This window comes from Alistipes sp. AF14-19 (genome assembly GCF_003461645.1).
GTDB classification, from domain to species: Bacteria; Bacteroidota; Bacteroidia; order Bacteroidales; family Rikenellaceae; genus Alistipes; species Alistipes shahii.
This window is the reverse complement of sequence record NZ_QTXM01000002.1, coordinates 120,142-144,075: the sequence shown is the minus strand read 5'-3', so window position 1 is coordinate 144,075 and position 23,934 is coordinate 120,142. Positions and strand designations below refer to the sequence as shown.

The following is a 23,934-nucleotide window of genomic DNA, read 5'->3' as shown; positions in this document are numbered from 1 at the left end:
GGAATCTTTATAAATTGCAGATTTTTTTTTAAATTTTCGGTAAAATGCTTGTATATACTAAAAATTTTATCGATATTTGTATGTGACTGTATCTCCGCATGATGGCCTTTCGCGGTTGTTTTCCGCCAAATCGCTCTGGGCGAACAACATATGTGCTAACAGATTAAATGATGATGCCATGGAGAAAACAAGTACAATGAAACAGGCGGGGACCTCCGTATTGGTTGCCCTTGCTTTGATCTGTGTCGTTTCGTGTGCGAAAATCGACGACGAATCATCCGCCGTCGCACCGGAACAGCCCGCTCGGCCTACCGTGCTCTTGCCGACGCGCAGTTATGAGGAGGCCCTTTCCCTTGCCTGGAAGAGCATCGCCCTTGTCGACCGGGGCCAGACCCGCTCGGCCACTGCCCGTTCGATCCGCAGCGAACGCGGCCAATGCGTCACTACCCCGTCCACGCGCAGTGGCGCCGGGAGCGACACTTTGATGTATGTTTTCAATTTTGAGAACAACGACGGATTTTCGGTCATTGCCGCCAACCGCGCCGTCGATCCCGTGCTGGCTGTCGCCGAAAAGGGAAACTACACCTACGGCGAGCCGACCGGCGTGGAGAATTTCGATTTCTATATGGACGCCATGGCGCAAAGTCTGGCCGTGATAAAGCCGCCGAAGTTCGACACGATACGCACTACGCCTAAATTCAAGACGGTGGAGGTCAATGAATCCCGGTCCTGCGACCCGCTTATTCCGGTCAGATGGGGGCAGGAATCTCCCTACGGAGACTATTGCAGCAATGGGTATTCCGGCTGCGTGGCGACAGCCATTGCACAGATTATGGCCTATTACCGTTTCCCGGCTTCGATCACGACGACCTACACCGATGCTCCGCATGCGGGAGAAACGATCGCTTTGAACTGGACTTCGATGATAAGTTATCCATACGTATACCAAGTGCCCGCACTGATGCGGGAAATCGGACAACGGGTCGGGATGAGATATTATCCAGAATATGAGAATGATAAAAGGACAGGAAGTGGTGCTGCTTCATCTAATGTGCCCAGTTGTATGATCTCTTTTGGCTATAGTTGCGCTTCGGGCCTTGCAAGCTATGAGATAGCTTCAATTAGAACCAATCTGGACGAAACACACCCCGTTTATGTAAGGGCGAATGATATTTCAGAAGGAGGCCACGCATGGATTGCCGATGGATATATCTATTCGCGTATCGGTACGGAATATTACGAAGAGAGGCTGGTAGATAACGATGAACCCGGTCTGATTCCTCACTATGAATATGTGCTGACAAGTTCCACCGTTCAGACAACCAATCTGGTCCATTATAATTGGGGCTGGGATGGCAGTTGTGATGGCTATTTTGCTCCTGGAAATGGAGTCGCTTCTGGCAATGGATATATCTTCGATGGATTGCAGATGATAACATCGATCCGTTTACCCCGTATTGATAGTAATTTAAATCATGATTTCTTATGAAAAAGTTGATAACAATTTTAGTCCTGTCGTCGGCGATGCTGTCGGCATGCGAAGGTGATCCCGAGTTTGTTCCTAAAACTTCGGTGGAGGCGAAAATCCACGAACTGATGATCGGTTACGATGGAAAAATCGATATGGCCGTATTCATAGCGGACGCACAGCGGGGTGTCTGGCTGATTGACGACATCGATATAACCTATACGAATGGAAAAACCGAGAGTGGCGTTATGGACGGAGCGGCTCTCATGAATAGCATGATGCTTCTTCCCACTGGTATATGCCGTACATTCTTTACGCTTATGCATATTCCCGGCCCGACGGTATATTCGGAAGGCAATCAATGGAGTGTCAGCGGTGAAATGAAGAATACATTGGCCCTTTATAATCCCGGGATCGAAGAGAGTGCGAAGACCGCCAACTATGATCAGTATGCTGCCCGGACGACGCTCGAACTGCTCTATTACAAGGACGGTGTATTCGTGATGAAAGGCCGGCAACCCTTTGCATACATGGGTGGACAGACTTCGAAGGGCGTTTACGAGGATTACTGCCGGGTTGTCGGGCATATCGCCACCGACAAGGCGACGGTGGATAGATACCTGTCGTATATCTCCTACAAGCAGTATAAGGAGGAAAATCCCGATAAATTTTAGACTGCCGTTTACTCACAAAAGAGACGCCGGACCAAAATCCGGCGTCTCTTTTTGCGTGTGTACGGAGCGTACGGAGCCGTTAGCGCCCTTCGTCCCCGTTTTCCTTCCGGGCGGGATGTTCCCGCTGTTCGCGGCCGATCACCTGGTGAATGCCGATGCAGGCCAGCCCGCCGTAAACGACCGTGAGGATGATGATCCACTTGATTTCGGCGAAAACCTCGGGGATCGAGGCCCCCATGGTCTGGATACGGATGAAGCCGTTGACGCCGTGGCTGCTCGGGAACAGCTGTCCGAGGTTGAACAGCCAGTCGGGAATGCCCTGGCGCGGGTACGACACGCCGCTGAGCATCAGCACCGGGATCGAGGTCCACAGCAACAGCAGCAGCGAGTTTTCGCGGTAGCGGAACAGCGTCGAAACGGCGATGCCCATGGCGATGCAGGCCGCCAGATATGCCGCCATGAAGAGCATGACGGCTCCCGTCGCGCCGTTCATCGGGAAGTGGAACAGCCGGTAGTGCAGGCCGAGGATATAGGTGCAGGTCACGGCGTAGATCAGCGCGTAGACCAGTCCGCGTCCCAGGACGATGGGCAGCGTCGACATCCGCCGCCGCCCTGCGGGGCAGAGTTTGCGGTAAAGTCCGAATTCGCGCCACGTGCCGCCGATCATGCCGATGCCGATCAGCATCGTCTGCTGGATGATGACCATGATGATCGCCGGCATGACGAACGTGCCGTAGCCCAGATAGGGGTTGAACAGGTTGTGCGACTGGTAGATCACGGGCTGGGTGGTGGCCTGCGCCTGCGGGATGTTGGCCCCCTTGGCGATCAGGCGCTGGAATTCGACCATCGCCCCCGTCTTGCCGATCGAGGTCACGACCTCCTGGAAAACCTGGCGGTACATCAGGAAGTAGCTGGCGTCGGCGTAGATCGCCACGTTGGCCTGCTCGCCGCCGTAGAGTTTCTCCTCGTAGTCCGACGGAATGTAGACCACGCCGTAGATTTTGCGGCCGTAGAACAGCTCTTTGGCCTCTTCCATCGAGGTCGGATTGTAGGCCACATAGGTGTTCGGCCCGGCGTTGAAGGTGTCGATCAGACTGCGGCTGGTCGGCGTGCGGCATTCGTCCACCACGCCGATCGGCACGTTGCGGAGCACCTGCGATCCGTAGGCCAGCGAGTAGGCCGTGGCGTAGATGATCAGGGCGAAAATCAGAATCAGCATCACGCCACCGTCCTTGAAGATCGTCCGGAACTCGTTGCGGACGACCGATCCGAGCTGTTTCCAGTAAGAGGCTGTTTGTTTCGTAAATCGGTTCATATCACAATCTCCCCCAGAATTTTTCCTCCGTGCAGACCCTTTTCAGGCGCGGCAGGCACAGGAGCGGTAAAACGATGAACAGCGACATGTAGCAGAGGTCGGGCAGCGAGTAGACCCACGGCGTGCCGCGGAGCATCTGGTCGACGAAAATATCGGTGTAGAAGGTGAACGGGAAGATCTTGCTCACCCACTGCATCGGCTCCCACATGGCCATGATCGGGAACGTCAGTCCCGAGAAGGTGAAGGCCAGCACCGAATATCCGCCGCCGATCGAGAGCGACAGGCGCAGGTTGGCCAGCAGCGAGACGATCAGCACCGAGATCGACTGGTAGCTCAAAATGAAGAGCAGCGTGCCGGCGAGAATCACCGCAAGACTGCCGTTCAGCGGCGTTCCCACGATTTTGAAGTTGATCACCAGCATCACCAGCGAGATCAGGAACATCACCGCCGTGATGGGCAGCACCTTGCCCGCGAGCGCCGCCGCGACCGAACCGTTTCCCGTGCCGAGCCATTCGCGGGCCGTGGCGTGCTTGAGTTCGGTGCCGATGGCGAAAACGGTCACCATCACCACGAAGATCATCAGCATCATGGGCATGAAACTCGGCGAGAGGTAGTATCCGTAATTGATGTGCGGATTGAAGAGCACGTGCTTGTCGAAGCGCACGGGCATCAGCTGCGCCATGGCCTGCCGCTGCGTAAGCCCCTGCTTCATAAGCACCTGGAGCTGAATGCCGGCCGTGAAGGTCGTCACGGCGGTCTGGATGTCCTTCGACAGCAGTCCGTTGACCGTGATGTTCGTTCCCGAGACGTAGTTTTCGAGGCGGGTCTGGCTGTTGCTCAAAATGTTCTTCTCGAAGAAGGCCGGAATCTGCACGATGGCCATGATCCGCCCTTCGCGCATCAGCCGCTCGCCCTCGTCCATGCCCTGAATGCCGTAGGCCACCATCGCCGTCGGGGTGTCGTCGATCATCTGCACGGCCTTGCGCGAAAGCGTCGTGTTGTCCTGGTCCAGGACGGCGATCGGGATGTTGCGGATTGCACCCTGGTTGAACAGCAGGGCGAAAAACGCGAACGACACCACGGGCAGGACGATCATCAGCACGAAATACATCGGCTGACGGGTTATCCGGCCCGTCTCGCGGCGCATCACGGCGCAGGTGTTGTGCAGGAATCCGGGCATCGCTTACTTTCCGATTTGGTCCCAGTCGACGAGCACGCTCATGCCCGGGCGCATGTTCGCGGCCTCGGTGACGGCCTTGGCCTTGATGGCGAAGGTGCGGATGTCGAACCCGCCCTGCGTGCGGGTCGCCGACCACGTTGCGAAATCGGCCTGCGGGGAGATGTAGGTCACCTCGAACTCCACGTCGCTGTCCAGCGCCGGGACGTAGCCGTTCATGCGGGTCCCGATCCGAAGGCCCGGAAGTAGCGTCTCCTTCACGTTGAAGGTCACCCACAGGTCGCTCATGTCGAGGATGGCCACCACCGGATAGCCGCTGCCGACCAGTTCGCCCTCCTCGGCGATGATCGTCGAGATCTCGCCCGTCACGGGCGAATAGACCATCGCGTCGCTGATGTACGACTCCACCTCGCTGACAGCCCCTTCGGCCTGGCGGACGCGGGCCGCGGCGGCCTCCTTGTCCTCCTTGCGGGCGCCGTCCGTCGCCATGTCGTACTGCGCCTTGGCGGCCAGCGCCGTGGCCTCCATGGCCTTGTAGTTGGCCGTGGCCTCGTCGAGCTTCTGCGCCGGAACCACTCCGTCGTTGTAGAGGTTCTGCACGCGCTCGTAGGTCTTGCGGGCCAGTTCCAGCCCGGCCTGCGCCTTCTGCCACATGTTCATCGCGGCCTCGATCTGCTGCACGCGGGCGCCGGCCAGCGCCATGGCGTCCAGCGCGGCGGCGGCGCTCTTCACGGCCTCGGCCTGCCGGAGCTTGGCCTCCAGTTCGGGCGTCGAGAGCGTGTAGAGGAGCTGTCCCTTCTCCACGCGGTCGCCCTGGGCCACTTTCATGTCGTCGATGCGGCCCGGAACCTTCGACGAGGCTTTGTAGGTGGTGCACTCCACCGTGCCCTGAATCAGCGTCGGGGTCCGTTTGGTGAGGTACCAGCTGATCAGTACGACCGAGAGGACGATGACCGCTGCGGCCGCCAGAATTCCGATTACGTTGCTTCGTTTCATATCGTTTGCTTGTTATCTATTTCGTATTGTTTGCGGGGGCCGGCGACGGGCCGTAACGTGAAGCCCGCCCTTTCCCGATCTAATTTCCGCTTCTTGAGCCGTCGAAGAGAACCGCCTGCGCGTCGTTGCGGCGCGCGTAGGACGGATATTCGTCGCTGATGCCCGCGGCCTCGAGCAGCCGGGCCAGCAGCAGGTCGTAGTTGTAGGCCGCTTGCAGCCGCTCGGTGCGCACTCCCGCGAGGTTCAGCTCGGCGTCGATCAGGTCCGACGAGGAACTCATCCCTTCGAGGAACGCGGCGTTCTTCATCCGGAGATACTCCTCGGCGAATTTCAGCGACGCGTCGATCGAGGTCATCTGGTTGTGGTAGTTCATCATCTGGTTGTAGAGTTTCTCCACCAGCACCGCGATGTCCTTCCCGGCCTTGTTCTGCAACTCGCCCACGCGGCGCACGGTCTGCTTGGCGGCCGAGTACTTGTATTCGCGGTTGAGACCGTCGAAAATCTTGATGTTGACCCCCACGCCCACGGCCCAGCGCGGCACGAGTCCCGCCACCTGGTAGTTGTAGAACGAACCGCCGCCGATGGCCGCCACCTGCGGCAGGAAATCGGCACGCTGGGCGCGCACGCCCTCCTGGGCCAATTCGCGCTTGAGCGACACCTGGCTGAGCAGCGGGTTGCGCGCCTGCGCGAGGTCCTGATAATAGGCCAGATCCTCGACCTTCGCGAGCAGGAACATCGCCGTCACCGGACGCCAGTCGCTCTCGCGTCCCAGGGTGTTCGACAGCGCGCTGGCGATGGTCTCGGCCTGCAATTTGGCGTTTGCCAGCTCCCGTTCGGCCTCGGCCATCTTGAACTCCACGTAGAGGCGTTCGGTCTGGGCGATCATGCCGTTGCGTTCGAGCGCCCGGGCGTCTTCGAGATGCCTGCGCACGCCGTCCACCACCTGCTGACGCACGGCGACGACCTGCGTGGCGAGGGCCAGTCCGAAATAACGCTCCACGAGTTCCGAGATCAGCGCGTTGCGGGTCTGGTTGCCCTGCGCGACGGCCGTCTTCTCGTTGATCCGCGCGGCGCGGTTCGCGGCGTTGATCTTGCCGCCCATCCAGATCGGGACGGTCACCTCGCCTCCCACGAATCCGAGGCTCTGATCCTGCACCTTGAGGAACCAGTCGGCATCCATCATCGGGTTCAGAAGCCCCTGGAGCGTCGGAATCTTGTCGGCGGGGATCAGCCCGTTCTGCACGAGCGCCGTCAGTCCGCCCGCCACGCCCTCTTTGACCGGGCCTTTCAGGTCGTTGAAGTCGAATCCGATGTCCTTGGCCATGTAGGCGTATGCGCCCGTGACGTTGATCTGGGGCATGCGGAGACCGATGGCCGCGCGGCGCTGCTGCTGTGCGGCGCGCTCCTCGTAGGCCGCGGCTTTCAGCGCAGGGTTCTCCGTGAGGGTGACGGCGACCGCCTCGTCGAGCGAGAGCATCCGCCCGGCCTCCTGCGCGGACGCCGCCGCCGGGATCGTCGCCGCCGCCATGAAGGCGATCTTGACAGCTATTTTCATAGTATTCATGCGTTTATTCGACAAAGATAGATTTTCTTGCAATATCTTCTTCAGCCCGGAGGGCGTTTAGGCCATTTTTAGGCCCTTATGGACACAAATCACGCCCGTTTCACCTCCCGAGGTGGGCGTTGGCCCGGCGCACGCCTTCGGCCAGTTCGGGATAAACCCGCACGTCGACACCCGCTTCGCGCAGCGTCTGCGCCCCGCGGCAGCAGACGAACCGGTCGGGTTCGTACAGCGCAAAGACCACGCGCGCGAATCCGTGGCGCAGGATCAGTTGCGTGCAGCTCTCCGGCTCGCTCTTCCGCTGCGAGCACGGCTCCATCGAGGAGTAGATCGCCGCCCCGCGCAATTCGGCGCCCGCGTCGAGCGCCTTGCGGATCGCCTCCTGCTCGGCATGGTGCGTGGGCGAAGTCTCGTGGGTGTAGCCCGTGAAGCTCCTCCCGTCGGGAAGCGCCACCACGGCCCCGACGCAATAGGAGGTCCGGCTGGGCACGCACCGCAGTCCTTCGGCCACGGCCTGCGTCAGGTAGCGGAGGTCTTCGTCCCGGGTGTCGGGACGAAGCGTGCAGGTCGCAACCTCCATGCCGCCCAGATTCTCCCGCCGGCATACGGCCCCCTCCGGGACCTCGAACCGGAACTGCGCGCCGCCCCGCTCCGGTCCCAGCGTCAGCTGCGGATTGACCGCCCGGCGCACCGTGTCGGCCATCCCTTCGGCGAGGAACATGCGCAGGACGGAGGCTCCCCCCTCGACCAGCAGACGCTCCACGCCGCGCTTTTCGAGTTCGGTGACGATCGCTGAAGCCGTAATTGAACTGTCGCTTGAAATAACCTCTGCAACGCCTTTCAATTCCGGAAGTTCCTTTTCTGAAAACACGTAGCGGTCTGCGTCGCCCTCCGTGAAGAAGCGCATCGACGGCGAGAGCCGTCCCGAGTGTGTGAGGGTGACTTTCGTCAGGTCGGGCCGCATGCCCCGGGCACGGCGCAGTTCCCGCGCCGCGGCATCGCGCAGGAGCAGGGCGGGATCGTCGCGCCGCAGCGTTTCGGCTCCCGCGAGGATCGCGTCGTGCGAGGCCCGAAGGCGCAGGACCGCCTCCCAGTCTTCGGGCGTCGAGATCATCAGCCGCCGGGGGCTGTTGTCGTCCAGGTAGCCGTCGGCCGTCGTGGCGAAAGATAGTGTTATCTGCATCGTTTCAAGGTAAACAGGGTGACTTCGGGCCATGCGCCCAGCCGCATGGGATATGCAACATATCCCGTGCCGTCGTTGACATAAAGTGTGTGGCGGCCCGTGTCGTAGCGTCCGCTCCAGTGTTTGTAGATCCATTTCGCGGGCGACCATCCGCGACCCCAGGGCCTGATTTTCAGCTGCATCGAATGCACGTGCCCCGAGAGCGTCAGATCGCCGTAGCCGGCCTCGACGATCTGTTCCCAGAGCTGCGGGATATGTACGAGGGCGATGTTGTAGAGCGAATCCGGAACTCCGGCGTAAGCCTTGGGAATGGCCGTTCCCGGCAGGTCGCGGTCGTGGCGGCGTTCGCGCAGCGCGGGGTCGAACGACAACCCCGTGAGCGAGATGCTGTCCGCGCCGCGCCGCAGGTAGACGGTCGTGTCCTCCAGGACGGTCCACCCCATCGCCCGCTGGCGCGCGACCACTTCGCGGGCCTCCCCGGCCGCCGGGAAACGCAGCGAATCCTTGATGTAGGTTCCCACGTCGTGGTTGCCCGTGACCGACCAGACCGGGCCTGCGATCCGCCGCAGGAGCGCCGTGGTGCGTTCGTCCAGCTCTCCGGCGCGGATGTTCACCAGATCGCCCGTGAAGAACACCGCCTCGGGGCGCTGCGCGTTCACGCTGTCGGCCAGTCGCGTCAGTTCGCGTTCGGGACGGACGAGGGTCCCGACGTGCATGTCGGTGATCTGCACGAACCGGAAGCCGTCGAAGGCCTCGGGAATGCGGTCGGAGCAGATCTCCACCCGGTTGACGCGGATGGAGGTGCGTCCCCGGGTCGTGCCCCAGAGGGCGAACAGCACGAACGCGCAGGCCGCGACGTAGCCCGTGCGGCGCAGGTTCACGAAGTTGAACGCATAGAACGCCAGACGCGGCGGAACGGTGACGATCCACGCCCAGAACAGCCACATATAGAGGTACATCAGCTCCGGACCGTTGTCGCGGCTCAAGGCGCCTATGAGCGACGAGAGAATCGGCAGGGCGTCGGTCGCGGCGACCCACGCCACGAGTGCGCGGCGCACGGGCTGCTTCCGGCGGCGGCGACGGCGGAAATGGATGAAATCGGCGGCGATGGCCGTCAGGGAGAGTATCGACGTCAGAAAAAAGAGCATATACCTTTTATTTATATTCGGCAAAGATACGAAAAATTGCTTTTCCCGCGGTTTTCTTTGGCATACAACTTGCTGATTTGTCCGATGAGTTACAACTCTTTGAGAACGAGCAAGAACATTAATAAAACCAAATTCATTCGGCTTATGAAAACATTTCGACTTTTAATCGTGGCTCTGCTGCTTGCAGGTTCCGCGTCGGCGCAACGTTACGAACGCAAGGCCATGCGCGGCGAATATTCGCCTACGGTCTACCTGATCTCGGTGCAGGAGGTGGACACCATCTACAACTACGGGCCTTATGCGATGCAGCAGGCGGCGGTGCTCAACCGCATGGCCATGGACAACGCCACGCAGGACTACATCGAGACCCACCGTCCGGGCTTCCAGCAGGTCGAGAAACCGCAGTTCGTCTTCGCCACGAAGAACAACCGTTTCTCCTTCTCGCTGGGCGGTTTCGTCAGCCTCCGCGCCGGGTATGACTTCGACGGCATCGTCGACAACATCGACTTCGTGACCTACGACATTCCCGTTCACGGCAATTACGATACCAGGCAGAAGCTGATGATGGACGCTTCGACCTCGCGTCTGTTTATGAAGGCCATCACCAACACCCGTGCGCTGGGCCGCGTGGTCGTGTTCATGGACGCCGACTTCCGCGGAGGCGCCGAGGGCAGCTACACGCCCCGCCTGCGTTCGGCCTACGTGTCGTTCCTGGGCTTTACGCTGGGTCGCGACGTGACGACCTTCTGCGACCTTTCGGCAGCCCCGACGACCATCGACTTCCAGGGTCCCAACGCCTATAACTTCAACTTCGCCACGATGATCCGCTACGAATACGCCTTCGCCGACAACCACCTCAAGTTCGGCGTTGCGGCCGAGATGCCCTCGGTCAGCGGCACCTACAACGACAATTTCGCGACGCTGAAACAGCGCGTTCCCGATTTCCCGGCCTACTTCCAGTATGCCTGGGGCGCCAACCGCGACAGTCACATCCGGGCTTCGGGCGTCGTGCGCAACATGTACCTCCACAACCTCCGCACGGGCAACAACACCTCGCTGCTGGGATGGGGCGTGCAGTTCAGCGGCACGATCAAGGTGGCGCAGCCCCTGCGGCTCTTTATGAACGGCGTCTACGGCAAGGGCGTCACCCCGTATATCCAGGACCTGACCGGCTCGGGGCTCGACTTCACGCCCAATCCGGAGAACGCCGACCAGATTCAGACCATGCCCATGTGGGGATGGCAGGCCGCGGCCCAGATCAACCTGACCCCGCGTCTGTTCATCTCGGGAGGCTATTCGACCGTCCGCGTGCAGCGCAGCCACGGTTTCTACTCCGACGACCAGTACAAGCAGGGCCAGTATATCTTCGGCAACATTTTCTATTCGATCACCCCGCGCTGCAAGGTGGCCGGCGAGTACCTCTACGGTTCGCGCAAGGACATGTCGAACGACAAGGGACACGCCAACCGCGTGAACGTGATGCTGCAATACAGTTTCTGACGACACCGTATATTAAATAGTATTGAGTATTTTCGGGCGGCTTCTTCAGGAGCCGCCTTTTTTGCGGCAACCGCGGGGTGCTTTTGTATTTTTTTGCTGCAAAAAGTAGTAAAGCCGCGGTCTTCGCCCGCGGGGCATAGCTACCTTTTGGGGGCAAAAGGTAGCTATACCCCGCGTGGGAAAACCGTAATTCTGCCTTTTGCCGTCGGCATCCGCAAACGAAGCCGTTCCGCCAGAATAAACGGCCCGACTGTTGCACGGAACGTTTTTTTTGCTACCTTTGTCTTGACGATTCGCCTGCGTGCGGATTGTTTGCTTTGCTTCACGTGAAAACTGCAACTTTCAAATGTCGAGGCGAAGGTGCAAGGATGCTCCGCGAGTTGTCGGCCCACGGCCCGGCAACGAGAGGTTCTGACTTGCTTGTTATCGAAACTGCGCGTTACGGGCGTGGGTTCCTTGTATCTGTATTCGGCATGGGTTGTTGCAGACCTTCACGTGAGTATGGGTATCTTGGGGCCTGCGCCTTTCTTTTTCGAAAGCGCCGGCCCGGCCATACGGACCGGCGGCTGAACGTTGCGTCACTGCTTTTTGATTCTTCATGGAGTATGTAACCGCCGGTCCTTTTTTACCTTCCGGGGTTTTGCCGAACCGCATGCGGTTCGGATTTGCAACGATCCGACTTTTTCGTACCTTTGGTGTCGTAACGACACTTTCAGGAGGTCGGGAGGTTTTGCCGAATCGCATGCGGTTCGGTTTTGCAACGGTCCGACTTTTTCGTATCTTTGTCATCGGACCAATCGACATCGTAAACATATGGAAGAGACGAACCACGCGATAGCCCGCTGGCTGACCGAAGCCGGATGGAGCGAAACGTATGTCAATCTGGCTGTCAAGGCAGTCATTATCCTGGGCATACTCGTCGTCGCCTATGCGGCGGCGGTTCTGTTCCGCCGCCTGGTCGTTCCGCTTCTGCAAAAAATCAGCGCCCGGACGAAAGCCGTGTGGGACGACCACCTTTTCAGCGACAAGGTGATGCACCGCGCGGCGCGCCTGATTCCGCCTCTGATCTGGTACGTCCTGCTCCGGGTGGCTTTCTACGACACGCCCGTTTTGCTGAACGTGCTGCACAAGGCCTGCCTGATCTACCTGATCGTCGCCGTCCTGCAACTCGTCGCGGCGTTCCTCGATACGCTCTACGAGATCTCCAGCCGCCACGAGACGCTGCGCAACCGTCCGTTGAAAGGCGTTTACCAGATGATCAAGCTGCTGGCGGTATGCGTCGGGGCGATTCTCATTGTCAGCATCCTCATCGGGCAGGACGCCACGGCCGTACTCGCGGGACTGGGCGCTTCGGCGGCCATCATCATGCTGATTTTCCGGGACAGCATCCTGGGGCTGGTCGCCGGCGTGCAGCTCTCGGCCAACGACATGCTGCGCCCCGGGGACTGGATCACGATGGCCAAATACGGCGCCGACGGCTATGTGACGGAGGTGACGCTGACGACGGTCAAGGTGCAGAATTTCGACAAGACCATCACCACCATCCCGCCCTATGCGCTGGTCAGCGATTCGTTCCAGAACTGGCGCGGCATGTGGGACAGCGGCGGACGGCGCATCAAGCGGTCGCTGCTGATCGATGCCAGTTCGGTGCACAACTGCACGGCCGCGGAGCTGGCCGCACTCCGCGAAAAAGGGCTGGCCGGGACGACGCCCGACGCGGAACCCGTCGTCAACCTCTACGCCCTGCGGGAGTACGCCGCGCGTTACCTGAAGGGCCACCCGGGCATCCACCCCGACCTGATGCAGATGGTCCGGATGCTCCAGCCCACCCCGGAAGGCATCCCGGTCGAGGTCTACTGCTTCACCCGGGAGACCGACTGGGTGGCCTACGAGGCCGTGCAGGGGGCTGTTTTCGACCACCTGTTCGCCGTCCTTCCCGACTTCGGCCTGCGGGCCTACCAACGCTCCTCCGACCGCGATCCTCAATCCTCCGAATCTTGATTTAACGGATAAAAACCATGGAATTTTTAGCGCAATACAACCTCACCGGAATCGTCATCGGCATCGCCACCTTTCTGATCATCGGCATCTTTCACCCGATGGTCACCAAGGGCGAATACTATTTCGGGGTGAAAATCTGGTGGCTGTTCCTCGTGATGGGAATTGCCGCCGTCGCCGGTTCGATCGCCGTGCGGCACATCCTCTGGTCGACGCTGCTGGCCGTGTGGGGCGCCTCGTCGCTGTGGTCGATCGGCGAACTGTTCGAACAGCGCGAGCGCGTGGCCAAAGGCTGGTTTCCGAAGAACCCCAAGCGGAAATAGCATGCGCGCACGCCGGATATGCCTGCTGACGGCGCTGACCTTTGCCGCCGTGTGCTGCACGCCCGCGGGAGGCCCTGCGCCCGTCGCGCCTCCGCCTCCGGCCGGCTGGTCGGGACCGGGGCCCGTGCCGCCGCCCCGGCGGATGCGGTTGTTTTTCGGCGGCGACGTGATGCAGCACATGCCGCAGGTCGATGCCGTGCGCCGCGGCGACGGCTTCGACTACGAACCCGTTTTCCGGACGCTCGCGCCCCGCATCAGGGCCGCCGACCTGGCCGTGGTGAACCTCGAAACCACCCTCACGCGCCGCAGCCGCTATACGGGCTATCCGCTTTTCCGGTCGCCCGCGGCGCTGGCCGACGCCCTGCGCGACGCAGGCGTGGATGTCGCCGTGCTGGCCAACAACCACTGCTGCGACAACGGCGCCGAAGGCATCCGCACGAGCGTCGAGGAGCTGGACCGCTGCGGAATACGCCACACGGGCGCGTTCGCGGACAGCGCTGATTACAACAAAAATAACCCGCTTTACCTCACGCATTGCGGCATACGGCTGGCGATTGTCAATTACACCTACGGAACCAACGGCATGCCCGTTCCCGAGGGTACGGTGGTGAACCTGATCGACACGGTGCGCATGGCCGCGGACCTGGCGGCGGCACGCGCCTCGGGGGTCGATTTCATCGTCGCGTGCGTCCATTGGGGCGACGAATACCAGCGGCGCGAGAACGCCGCGCAGCGGAGTTTGGCCGCGTTTTTGCGCCGTCACGGAACCGATGTGGTGGTCGGGAGTCATCCGCACGTGATTCAGCCCTGGGTGGCCGATTCGTCGCACGTGGTGCTCTACTCGCTGGGCAACCTCGTCTCGGGCCAGCGCCGCCGCTACACCGACGGCGGTCTGGTGGCCACGGTGGAGGCCGTCCGGCATCCCGAGGGGCGGATGACCTACCGGCTCGAAACGACGCCCGTGTGGGTCAGTGTGCCGGGCTACCGCATCCTGACGCCCGAGGCCGCCGACACGATGACGCTGCCCGCGGCCTACGGGATTTTCCGCGCCGACCTCGACGCGCTGCCGGGAAACGGCTTATAGGTAAACCGAATGGCTCCATAGGAAGAAACGATGGCGTTTTTTTGGAGATTGTTTCCGGAAATCGTTATCTTTGTAACAGTAAGAATGCACACACATTAAACAATACGACATTATGGAAAAGAGCATCAAAGGTACGCGTACCGAACAGAATCTGCTGAAGGCATTTGCCGGCGAGAGCCAGGCCCGCAGCCGCTACGTATTCTTCGCCAGCAAGGCCAAGAAGGAGGGTTACGAACAGATCGCAGGCGTTTTCGCCGAGACCGCGGAGCAGGAGAAGGAGCACGCCGAGCGTTTCTTCAAGTTCCTCGAGGGCGGCGACGTGGAGATCACGGCCAGCTACCCCACCGGACCCATCGGCACGACGGCCGAGAACCTGCTGGCTGCCGCCAAGGGCGAGAACGAGGAGTGGGACGTGCTGTACCGCGAATTCGGCAAGGTCGCCGAGGAGGAGGGATTCACGGAGATCGCCACGGCGTTCAAGATGATCGCGACGGTGGAGGCCGAGCACGAACGCCGCTACCTGAAGCTGTTGAGCCGCCTCACGGACGGCAACTTCTTCAAGCGCGACGGCAAGATCTGGTGGCAGTGCCGCAACTGCGGCTTCGTCATCGAGGCCGAGCAGGCTCCGCTGCTGTGCCCCGCCTGCAAGCATCCCCAGGCCTATTTCGAGCCGAAGAAGGAGAACTATTAGTCCGCCTTGCGGCCCGCATACGAGTCCCGTCTCTTCGGAGACGGGGCTTTTTTATTTCCGCTGCATGTGCGGACGTGCAAATATTCGGCCCCCGGAGACTTAAAATTCCGGATTTTCTCCGTATCTTTGCAAGAATCCTTATTTCGGACAATTCAAACACAAGATATGGCAGACGAAAAAATCATCTTTTCGATGGTCGGCGTAAGCAAGACCTTCACCAACCAGAAACGGGTGCTCAACAACATCTACCTCTCCTTTTTCTACGGCGCGAAAATCGGCATCATCGGCCTGAACGGCTCGGGAAAGTCGACCCTGATGAAGATCATCGCCGGAATCGACAAGAACTTCGACGGCGAAGTGGTCTTCTCGCCGGGCTATACGGTGGGTTATCTCGAACAGGAACCCAGGCTCGACGACTCGAAGACGGTCCGCGAGGTCGTCGAGGAGGGCTGCGCGACGACCGTGGCGTTGCTGAAGGAGTACGAGGAGATCAACCAAAAGCTGTGCGAGCCGATGGACGACGACACGATGGCCAGGCTGATCGAACGTCAGGGCGAGCTGTACGAGAAGATCGACCAGTGCAACGGCTGGGAGCTGGACAGCGTGCTGGAGCGCGCGATGGACGCCCTGCGGTGTCCCGATCCCGACGAGCCGGTGAAACACCTTTCGGGCGGTGAGCGCCGCCGCGTGGCCCTGTGCCGCCTGCTGTTGCAGCAGCCCGACGTGCTGCTGCTCGACGAGCCTACGAACCACCTCGACGCCGAGTCGATCGACTGGCTCGAACAGCATCTCCAGCAATACAAGGGTACGGTGATCGCCGTGACCCACGACCGTTATTTTCTGGACAACGTCGCCGGGTGGATTCTCGAACTCGACCGCGGCGAGGGCATTCCGTGGAAGGGCAACTACTCGGGCTGGCTCGACCAGAAGACCACGCGCATGGCCATGGAGGAGAAGCAGGAGTCGAAGCGCCGCAAGACCCTCGAACGCGAGCTGGAGTGGGTGCGCATGTCGCCCTCGGGCCGCCACGCCAAGTCGAAGGCCCGTCTGTCGGCCTACGACAAGATGATGAACGAGGATACGAAACAGAAAGAGGAGAAGCTCGAAATCTTCATCCCCAACGGTCCGCGTCTGGGCGACGTGGTGATCGAGGCGCACGACGTTTCGAAAGCCTTCGGCGACCGCGTGCTGTACGAGGGGCTGGATTTCTCGCTGCCCCCTGCGGGCATCGTGGGCGTGATCGGCGCGAACGGCACGGGCAAGACCACCCTCTTCCGCATGATCATGGGCCTCGAAACTCCGACGAGCGGCTCGTTCCGCGTGGGTCCCACGGTGAAACTGGCCTATGTGGACCAGCAGCACAAGTCGATCGACCCCGAAAAGACGGTCTTCGAGGTGATCTCGGGCGGTCTGGACCTGATGACGCTGGGCAACCGGCAGGTCAACGCCCGCGCCTATGTCGCCCGTTTCAACTTCTCGGGCGCCGATCAGGAGAAGAAATGCGGCATGCTCTCGGGCGGCGAGCGCAATCGCCTGCACCTGGCCCTCGCCCTGAAGGAGGAGGGCAACGTGCTGCTGCTGGACGAACCGACCAACGACATCGACGTCAACACGCTGCGGGCGCTGGAGGAAGGTCTCGAAAATTTCGCCGGATGCGCCGTGGTCATTTCGCACGACCGCTGGTTCCTCGACCGTATCGCCACGCACATCCTCTCGTTCGAGGGCGACTCGAAGGTGGTCTTCTACGAAGGCTCCTACTCGGAGTATGAGGCGTGGAAGAAGGCCCAGGGCGGCGACACGCAGCCCCACCGGGTGAGGTACAAAAAACTGATCGCGGATTAGTTTTTTGTATCAATTGAAAATTAAGAATGAAAAATTAAAAATTGTTTTTGCCATGCAGAAACCTTCGATTCCCAAGGGCACGCGCGACTTCTCCCCCGCGGAGATGATGCGCCGCCAGTATATTTTCGACACGATCCGCCGGGTGTTCCGCGCCTACGGGTTCGCGCCGCTCGAAACCCCCTCGATGGAGAACCTCTCGACCCTGCTGGGCAAGTACGGCGACGAGGGCGACAAGCTCCTGTTCAAGATTCTCAATTCGGGCGACTACGCCGCCGGACTGTCGGACGAGGAGGTGCGCAGCGCGTCGAAAATCTGCGAAAAAGGACTTCGTTACGACCTTACGGTGCCTTTCGCGCGTTACGTCGTGCAGCATCAGGGCGAACTGACGTTCCCCTTCAAACGCTACCAGATTCAGCCCGTGTGGCGCGCCGACCGGCCGCAGAAAGGCCGCTACCGCGAATTCTACCAGTGCGACGTCGACGTGATCGGCACGCGCTCGCTGCTGTGCGAGGTCGAATTGGTCGAGATCGTCGAACGGGTGTTCAAGGCCCTCGGCATCCGCGTGGCGCTGAAGATGAACAACCGCAAGATCCTGTTCGGCATCGCCGAAGCCATCGGCCATGCCGACAAGATGATGGACATCACCATCGCCATCGACAAGCTGGAAAAGATCGGACTGGACAACGTGAAGGCCGAACTGATGGAGCGCGGCCTGGATCGGGAGGCGGTCGACAAACTTCAACCGATACTTGAGTTGAGCGGCGACAATGCGCAGAAGCTCAACCAGCTGAAAGAAGTGCTCGCTGTTTCGGAGACGGGCATGAAGGGCATCGAGGAGATGGAGACCGTATTCGGCTATGTCGGGCGGCTGGGCATCGACCTCACGGTGGAGCTGGACCTCTCGCTGGCACGCGGTTTGAACTACTACACCGGTGCGATCTTCGAGGTCAAGGCCCTCGATTTCGCCATCGGCTCGATCTGCGGCGGCGGCCGTTACGACGACCTGACGGGAATTTTCGGCATGCCCAATATGTCGGGCGTGGGCATTTCGTTCGGTGCGGACCGCATTTACGACGTGATGACGGGACTTTCGCTCTTCCCCGAGGAGGTCAACAGTTCGACCCGCGTGCTGTTCGTGAACCTCGGCGCGGAGGAGGAGGCCGCCGTGCTGCCGCTGCTGCGTCAACTGCGCGGGCGTGAAATCGCCGCCGAAATCTACCCCGAGGCGGGCAAGATGAAGAAGCAGATGGAGTACGCCAACCGCCGCGGCATCCCTTATGTGGTGATCGTGGGGTCGCAGGAGCTGGAGGCCGGGGCCGCAACCGTCAAGGACATGCGCACGGGTGAACAGCGGCAGGTTTCGTTAGACAAGCTGGCAACCGAAATCTGCAATTCATAATCGAGAATTCGGGATTGCAGGGTTGCAGGGTTGCGGAAGCCGACCTGCGGGCTTTTGCCGCAAAGTCGGATTGTGAATTGTGAATTGTGAATTTTGAATCGAATCATGCGCCGATTATTCGTCATACTCGCTACCCTCTCCGTCCTGCCCCTCGCGGCGCAGAACGAGGACGATGCGCGCCAGTTCCAGAAACTCGCGCAGGTTTTCCGTTATCTTTCGGGTCTTTACGTCGACGAGGTGGAGATGAAACCCGTCGTCGAGGGCGCCATCACGGGCATGCTCGAAGAGCTGGACCCCCACTCGGCCTACATCGGCGCCGAGGAGATGAAGGGCGTGCAGGAGAGTTTCGACGGGGAATTCAGCGGCATCGGCGTGGAGTTCAACGTCCTGCGCGACACGGTGATCGTGGTGAACACCATCGCCGGGGGACCAGCCGAACGGGTCGGCGTCAGGGCCAACGACCGCATCGTGCGCATTGATACGCTCGACGCCGTGGGGATGAGCCGCACGGACGTGCCCAAACACCTGCGGGGCAAGACCGGCACGAAGGTCGGAATCGACGTCGTGCGCCACGGCACGCCCGGACGGCTCCATTTCGTGATCGTCCGCGACAAAATCCCCCTGAACACCGTCGACGCCTCCTATCTGGCCGGCGAGGGCATCGGCTATATCAAGGTCAACCGCTTCGGCCGCACCACGATGGACGAATTCACCGAGGCCTACCGCAAGCTGGGACGGCCCGAAGGGCTGATCCTCGACCTGCGGGGCAATGGCGGCGGCCTGCTGGAGCAGGCGATCGGGATGGCGGGATTCTTCCTGCCGCGCGGCGCGGTGATCGTCTCGACCGAGGGGCGCGCCGTTCCGGCGTCGTCGTTCCGCGCCCAGACCAACGGCGAGGACCTCAAGGGACGTCTCGTGGTGCTGATCGACGAATCGTCGGCTTCGGCTTCGGAGATCGTCGCAGGGGCCGTGCAGGACTGGGACCGCGGCGTGGTCGTAGGCCGCCCGAGCTTCGGCAAGGGTCTCGTGCAGCGGCAGATCGGGCTTTCGGACGGTTCGGCCGTGCGCATCACCGTGGCCCGTTATCACACCCCTTCGGGCCGCGTCATCCAGCGTCCCTACGAGAAGGGGAAGCGCCGCGAGTACTACCTCGACCACCTGCGCCGTTATGACGATGCCGCGCGCGATTCGCTCGACGCGGCGGCCCCGGCCTACCGCACGCTCCGCACCGGACGCACGGTCTACGGCGGCGGAGGCATCCGTCCCGACATCCTCGTCGAGGCCGACACGGCGGGTTTCTCGAACTACTACGGCGAACTGATCCGCCGCGGCATCGTGGCCGATTTCGTGGGCGACTGGCTCGACGGTTCGCGCGACAGCCTCTCGCGCCGCTACGCCTCGTTCGAAGCCTTCGACGCCGGGTATACCCCCTCGGACGAGGTTCTCGAAAGACTCACGGCGCTCGGTGAAAGCCGCGGCGTGAAGTTCGACGCCGAAGGGTTCGCCGTCTCCGAGCCTCTCGTGCGCATGCAGCTCAAAGCCCTCGCGGCGCAGCGGCTGTTCGGCACGGGAGCCTATTTTCGGGTCATCAACCCCGCCGCAAGCCCCGCCTACGCCCGGGCCGTGGCGATTCTCGAAGATTGGGACAAATCGGGTCAGCCGGTTCTGGAGCCGTAAAATAGCCCTGCAAGTTTTTGGAAATTCACTTTTTTTTGCGTATATTCGTAGATACGAGCGTGCGCTGAAAAAGCTGAAACCAACCCAAAAACGAAACCCATGCTATCCCCAACCCATCTCCGTCGCGAAGGCGAGGATTACGAAGCCCAGATTCTTTCCAAAGCCGTAAAGGCGGGCCGCCGGACCTATTTTTTCGATGTCCGGGCCACGCGCGGCGACGACTATTTCCTGACCATCACCGAGAGCCGCAAAATCACGGCCCCCGACGGCACATCGAGTTACGACCGCCACAAGATATTCCTCTACAAGGAGGATTTTTCGAAATTCGCCGACGGACTGCACGAGGTCGTCGAGTTCATCCGCCGCAGCAAGGCATGCCCCGAGCCGGAGGAATAGCCCGTTCCGATCCGTTTCGGAGCGCGCGGAAATCGGGCGCCGGCCCGGTTCCGCCGTAAGATGCGCCGGAGTCCGGCGACAGCTCCCGGGAGGCGGCGGAGGCTTATCCGCATAGGATGTCCCCGGAACTGTCGGGGAGCGGGAGAAGGTCCGGCAGCGGTTGTTTGGGACGAATGTGCGCCCTGCACAGCGCGGCATTCCGAAAGGAACGGCGCCGACTGCGGGAAATCCCTCCGCGGCGGAGGCTTATCCGCACAGGATGTCCCCGGAACTGTCGGGGAGCGGGAGAAGGTCCGGCAGCGGTTGTTTGGGACGAATGTGCGCCCTGCGCAGCGCGGCATTCCGAAAGGAGCGGTGCCGACTGCGGGAAATCCCTCCGCGGCGGAGGCTTATCCGCACGGGATGTCCCCGGAACCTGCCGGGGAGCAGGAGAACGTCCGGCAGCGGCGGACGCAGGCGGGTGCGAAAAACGGCAGGCTCCCGAAAAATTGATGAAAACTTAATTTTCGGAACGCGGGCGTTCGTCTTTTATCCCCTATCTTTGGCTGCGCCGAAGATACTCCGTCTGAACAAAATCGCAAACAAGTTTGCTTTTGTATCCGGCTTATTCGTATCTTTGCGTTTAAAACCAAAATACGCAAACAAACCATGAATTTTTCCCGGTACATCGTACTTGCGCTCAAAGGGTGCGCCATGGGTATGGCCGACGTAGTTCCCGGCGTCTCGGGCGGTACGATCGCTTTCATTTCGGGTATCTACGAAGAACTGCTCGACTCGATCCGCAGCGTCAACGCCACGGCGCTCAAGCTGCTGCTGAAACTCCGCCTCGGCGAGTTCTGGCGCCATATCAACGGTAGTTTCCTGCTGCCCGTGCTGCTGGGCATCGCCATTGCGATCTTTTCGCTGGCTCGCCTGATGACCTATCTGCTGACCTACCATCCCATCGCCATCTGGTCGTTCTTCTTCGGGTTGATCATCGCCTCGGCGCTGCTCGTCGCCCGGCAAATCGGACGCTGGGACTGGCGGAGCCTCCTCGCGTTCGTCGCAGGGGCCGCCGCGGCCTGGTGGATCACCGTCGCCACGCCCGCAGAAACCCCCAACGACTGGTGGTTCGTGATGCTTTCGGGCGCCATCGCCATCTGCGCCATGATCCTGCCCGGCATCTCCGGGGCCTTCATCCTGCTGCTGCTGGGCAAATACCAATATATCATGCAGGCCGTGGGCGATCTGAACATTCCCGTCATCGTGATCTTCGTCGTCGGAGCCGCGGCGGGCATCATCTCCTTCTCGCACCTGCTGTCGTGGCTGCTCAAACACTGGCACGACGTCACGGTGGCCGTGCTGATGGGCTTCATGGTCGGCTCGCTCAACAAGGTCTGGCCGTGGAAGGAGACCGCCGAGACCTACCTCGACAGCCACGGCGTCGCACAGCCGCTCGTCCAGCACAACGTCGCTCCCGGGACCTTCGAACAGCTCACCGGCCAGCCATCGCAGCTTGTGCAGGCGGTTCTGCTCTGCGTCGTCGGATTTCTGGCCATCTACGGCATCGAACTGCTGGCGCGCATCATCGTCAAAAAAGAGGAGAAGTAACCCATGCGACGCTTCGGACTGATCGGACGCCCGCTGGGGCATTCGGCTTCGGCCGCCTACTTCACGGAAAAGTTCAACAGAGAGGGAGTAACCGACTGTGAATACTCGCTTTACGAACTCGGGTCGATCGGAGACCTGCCCGGTCTGCTGGAGCGTCTCCCGGAGCTTTGCGGGCTGAACGTCACGATTCCCTACAAGCGCGACGTAATGGCCTTTCTGGATTCGGTGTCGCCCGAGGCCGAGGCCATCGGGGCCGTCAACTGCATCCGCCGCACGGCGGACGGGCGTCTCGCGGGCCACAACACCGATGTCATCGGCCTCCGGGCCGCGCTGAACGAACTGCTGGGCGCGGCCCAGCCCGGGCAAGCCCTCGTGCTCGGCACGGGAGGCGCTTCGCAGGCCGTGCAGTATGCCCTTGCCGAACGCGACATCCCCTTTGCGCTGGTCTCGCGCGAAGCGGCGAAAGGCAACTACACCTACGACGATCTGCCGTGTGAGGCAGTGGAGTCCAGCCGGTTGATTGTCAACGCATCGCCCGTGGGGACCTACCCCAACGTCGATGCCGCGCCGCGTATCCCCTATGCCTATGTCACGCCGGAGCACTACCTGCTCGACCTGGTCTACAATCCGCCGCTGACGCAATTCCTCGACTACGGCCGTCAGCGCGGGGCGCATATTCTGAACGGGCGGACGATGTTTGTTGAGCAGGCCGAAGCCTCGTGGCGCATCTGGAATGCTTAAAGCGGGGCTTTAAATAAATCTTATAATGTTATGAAAAACCGCTTGTTGTCGATATTATTCGTTCTGCTTGCCGGAACGGGAGCGGTCTTCGCGCAGTCGGAGGTGACGCCTCCCGCATTCAACGGTGCGGTGATCAGGGTCTTTATGACGCGCATGGCCGCCACGGTCGAGAAGATTGCCATCGAGCAGCAGATTCCGGCGGACTCGATCTCTCCGGTCGTGGGCATCGTCCTGCAAATCGACAAGGCGGGAAACGTCGCGGAGTGGCGCTACATGGACAATACGCAGGAGGGCCGCGATCATGCGGAGTTCGCTCCGGCGACGGCGGCAACCCGCCGGGCGATGGAGAAGGCGTACGACCGTCTGGGCGGAACGTGGAGTCCCGCGACGCTGACCGACGGAAGTCCGGTTTCCTACACTTCGCGGATGACGATCCGCATTCCGGTCGAGAAGATCCGGAGGGCGCAGGACGCCGATCCGCTGCTCTTCATGGGGGAAAATCCGGACGAGAATTTCCACGCGTGGGCCAAAATGCGCATCCGCTACGACGGGCGTTTCACGGAGAAGGGCGTGGAGGGAGTGGTGCACGTGCGGTTCTACATCGAGCCGGACGGGCGCATCGCCATCGGCGAGGTCGTGCAGTCGCCCGACGAGCGGCTGACCAAAGAGGTGCTCCGCGTCATCCGCAGCAGCAAGGGCAAATGGACGCCCCGCAAGGTGCGCGGCGTGCCCCAGCGGACGGCCTACGAATACCGGGTCAACTACCACAACAACTGAACGAAAAGCTCCGCCGTGCAGCGGAGCTTTTTCATGGGGTTCTTATCGGTGGTGGAGCATCGCCTTCGCCTTCTCGTAGTCCTCTTCGCGGACGACAATCTGGGCGGGCATGGTCCCTATCGGGTAGATGGCCGACATGTATTCGTTGCGGATCGTCGACCAGATACCGGCGCTGTCGAGCATCGACTTGGCGATCTCGGCCTCTGTGATGGTGTTGTACTCCGCCAGTACAACCAACGTGTCGTCTTGCATAATTCTTCGGTTCTTGGTTCGGTGTTTAAAGTTAAGCATTTTATCGGTAAAATGCAATAGCCCTGCCATGAATTCTTCAATAAGAAAACATTATCTTCGTCCGGAACCGGAGAGGGGCCGCATCCCGGCAAAACAAGTCGTC

21 protein-coding genes are annotated in these 23,934 nt (G+C 60.8%); 14 read left to right on the top strand and 7 right to left on the bottom strand.

The features are described from left to right. The first annotated feature begins 178 nt into the window (after nt 1-178). Entirely contained in the window at nt 179-1,489 is a 1,311-nt protein-coding gene (locus tag DWW03_RS02855) for a C10 family peptidase (protein ID WP_118406268.1), read from the top strand. Beyond that, a complete protein-coding gene (locus DWW03_RS02850) occupies nt 1,486-2,142 on the top strand; it encodes a hypothetical protein (RefSeq protein ID WP_147344283.1) in 657 nt (218 codons plus the stop codon). The genes DWW03_RS02855 and DWW03_RS02850 overlap by 4 nt, the downstream gene beginning before the upstream one ends. Nucleotides 2,143-2,221: 79 nt before the next feature. Here DWW03_RS02850 and DWW03_RS02845 read toward each other — a convergent pair whose 3' ends face one another. From DWW03_RS02845 to DWW03_RS02820, 6 genes are all read right to left on the bottom strand, one after another. Beyond that, nucleotides 2,222-3,457 carry an ABC transporter permease gene (locus tag DWW03_RS02845; protein WP_118406266.1) on the bottom strand — a complete coding sequence of 412 codons (1,236 nt, stop codon included), beginning with the start codon at nt 3,455-3,457 and terminating at the stop codon, nt 2,222-2,224. A 1-nt stretch (nt 3,458) separates the two neighbouring features. Continuing rightward, nucleotides 3,459-4,637, bottom strand: a complete 1,179-nt coding sequence (locus DWW03_RS02840; protein WP_118406265.1) for an ABC transporter permease — start codon at nt 4,635-4,637, stop codon at nt 3,459-3,461. 3 nt (nt 4,638-4,640) lie between these two features. Beyond that, nucleotides 4,641-5,630, bottom strand: coding sequence for an HlyD family secretion protein (locus DWW03_RS02835; protein WP_015546115.1), 990 nt, complete (start codon nt 5,628-5,630; stop codon nt 4,641-4,643). Nucleotides 5,631-5,709: 79 nt separating this feature from the next. Beyond that, nucleotides 5,710-7,185, bottom strand: a complete 1,476-nt coding sequence (locus DWW03_RS02830; RefSeq protein WP_229028672.1) for a TolC family protein — start codon at nt 7,183-7,185, stop codon at nt 5,710-5,712. 109 nt (nt 7,186-7,294) lie between these two features. After that, on the bottom strand, nt 7,295-8,374 hold the full coding sequence (locus DWW03_RS02825; RefSeq protein WP_118406263.1) for a dihydrofolate reductase family protein: 1,080 nt from the start codon (nt 8,372-8,374) through the stop codon (nt 7,295-7,297). Further along, the gene (locus DWW03_RS02820; protein ID WP_015546112.1) at nt 8,365-9,522 is read right to left on the bottom strand and encodes a metallophosphoesterase; all 1,158 of its coding nucleotides are present in this window, start codon (nt 9,520-9,522) and stop codon (nt 8,365-8,367) included. Before DWW03_RS02820 ends, DWW03_RS02825 begins: the two co-directional genes overlap by 10 nt. Before the next feature lie 144 nt (nt 9,523-9,666). Here DWW03_RS02820 and DWW03_RS02815 point away from each other — a divergent pair, with 144 nt between their 5' ends. The 12 genes from DWW03_RS02815 (at nt 9,667) to DWW03_RS02760 (ending at nt 23,540) form a co-directional block, all read left to right on the top strand. Beyond that, entirely contained in the window at nt 9,667-11,022 is a 1,356-nt protein-coding gene (locus DWW03_RS02815) for a DcaP family trimeric outer membrane transporter (protein ID WP_022061482.1), read from the top strand. An 813-nt stretch (nt 11,023-11,835) separates the two neighbouring features. After that, nucleotides 11,836-13,023 (top strand): mechanosensitive ion channel family protein, encoded by a 1,188-nt coding sequence (locus DWW03_RS02810; RefSeq protein WP_015546111.1) that lies wholly within the window; start codon nt 11,836-11,838, stop codon nt 13,021-13,023. A 17-nt stretch (nt 13,024-13,040) separates the two neighbouring features. Continuing rightward, the gene (locus DWW03_RS02805; RefSeq protein WP_015546110.1) at nt 13,041-13,343 is read left to right on the top strand and encodes a DUF4491 family protein; all 303 of its coding nucleotides are present in this window, start codon (nt 13,041-13,043) and stop codon (nt 13,341-13,343) included. Nucleotide 13,344: 1 nt separating this feature from the next. Continuing rightward, nucleotides 13,345-14,427 carry a CapA family protein gene (locus DWW03_RS02800; protein WP_220399775.1) on the top strand — a complete coding sequence of 361 codons (1,083 nt, stop codon included), beginning with the start codon at nt 13,345-13,347 and terminating at the stop codon, nt 14,425-14,427. Nucleotides 14,428-14,539: 112 nt separating this feature from the next. Next, entirely contained in the window at nt 14,540-15,118 is a 579-nt protein-coding gene (rbr, locus tag DWW03_RS02795; protein WP_015546108.1) for a rubrerythrin, read from the top strand. Between the two features lie 165 nt (nt 15,119-15,283). Further along, the gene (gene ettA / locus DWW03_RS02790; protein WP_015546107.1) at nt 15,284-16,960 is read left to right on the top strand and encodes an energy-dependent translational throttle protein EttA; all 1,677 of its coding nucleotides are present in this window, start codon (nt 15,284-15,286) and stop codon (nt 16,958-16,960) included. 52 nt (nt 16,961-17,012) lie between these two features. Further along, a complete protein-coding gene (gene hisS, locus DWW03_RS02785) occupies nt 17,013-18,359 on the top strand; it encodes a histidine--tRNA ligase (protein WP_118406262.1) in 1,347 nt (448 codons plus the stop codon). 105 nt (nt 18,360-18,464) lie between these two features. Further along, on the top strand, nt 18,465-20,036 hold the full coding sequence (locus DWW03_RS02780) for a S41 family peptidase (RefSeq protein WP_022061070.1): 1,572 nt from the start codon (nt 18,465-18,467) through the stop codon (nt 20,034-20,036). A 99-nt stretch (nt 20,037-20,135) separates the two neighbouring features. Further along, on the top strand, nt 20,136-20,432 hold the full coding sequence (locus tag DWW03_RS02775; protein WP_015546104.1) for a DUF3276 family protein: 297 nt from the start codon (nt 20,136-20,138) through the stop codon (nt 20,430-20,432). Nucleotides 20,433-21,080: 648 nt separating this feature from the next. Next, a complete protein-coding gene (locus DWW03_RS02770; RefSeq protein WP_015546103.1) occupies nt 21,081-22,022 on the top strand; it encodes a DUF368 domain-containing protein in 942 nt (313 codons plus the stop codon). A gap of 3 nt (nt 22,023-22,025) precedes the next feature. Then, nucleotides 22,026-22,763 carry a shikimate dehydrogenase family protein gene (locus DWW03_RS02765; RefSeq protein ID WP_118406261.1) on the top strand — a complete coding sequence of 246 codons (738 nt, stop codon included), beginning with the start codon at nt 22,026-22,028 and terminating at the stop codon, nt 22,761-22,763. A 30-nt stretch (nt 22,764-22,793) separates the two neighbouring features. Then, nucleotides 22,794-23,540, top strand: coding sequence for an energy transducer TonB (locus DWW03_RS02760; protein WP_118406260.1), 747 nt, complete (start codon nt 22,794-22,796; stop codon nt 23,538-23,540). Between the two features lie 42 nt (nt 23,541-23,582). Here DWW03_RS02760 and DWW03_RS02755 read toward each other — a convergent pair whose 3' ends face one another. Then, nucleotides 23,583-23,792, bottom strand: a complete 210-nt coding sequence (locus tag DWW03_RS02755) for a DUF2007 domain-containing protein (RefSeq protein WP_015546100.1) — start codon at nt 23,790-23,792, stop codon at nt 23,583-23,585. Nucleotides 23,793-23,934 lie beyond the last annotated feature (142 nt).